General features: G+C 42.2%; 1 protein-coding gene. It reads right to left on the reverse strand.

From position 1 onward, the window contains the following. The coding region (locus tag AC4CUY_RS22425) for a hypothetical protein (RefSeq protein WP_490774738.1) at positions 1–793 on the reverse strand (793 nt) is incomplete at both ends.

The raw sequence follows: 793 nt of genomic DNA on the forward strand, positions 1-793 counted from the left end.
CGTAGCGCTGGTCGCTGCAGTATCACCTTTAAAGGTTAAACCGGTATTATCAACCGCTGTCTTCGCATCTACACCTTTCTGAATATCTGTTTTGGTGCTTGCTGCAAGGTCAACTTTATAGTCAGTAACATTGTTCGCATCTTTAGTTCCAGCAGTTACCGTTACAGCTGATGAACCTGCTGATGCGGTGGTACCATTGGCATTAACAGTATAAACATCTTGACCATTTGCACCAGTAGTTTTTGCTACTCCCGCTATATTGGTTCCACCTGCAACTTCAGTTTTTGATGCCGCAGCTTTAGAATCAACATAGGTTTTATTGGTCGCATCTGTACCAGCTGTTGGTGCATTGTTGACTGTTACTTTATCTGCTGTGACTTGAGCTGCAGTAATTCCTGCATTGTTAATAACAGTTGCACCTGTAGTAACACTGCCTGTTGTACCTAAGTCCAATGCATTCGATAACGCAACTTCCACTTTACCTGCATTTACTTTAGTCGTGATATTGCTGTTTGAACCTACAACTTCAACCGCTTCACCTAACTTCTTGTTAACAGTAGTGCCGTCCTGCGCTTTTAAACCAAAGCCCAAGTTCGTCAATGTTGAACCAGCATCATCTACATACTTTTTATTGGCTGCATCTGTATTATTTGTTGGCGCAGCAACATTTGTAATCGCTAACCCACCTGCATTAATACCTGTTGTTTTATTGATAACAACGCCGCCAACCGTAACTTGGTCAGCTGTTACACCTGCATTATTAATAGTGGTATTACCCGTTTTAACGCTACCC

The organism is Acinetobacter sp. 778_lipA (assembly GCF_058242985.1).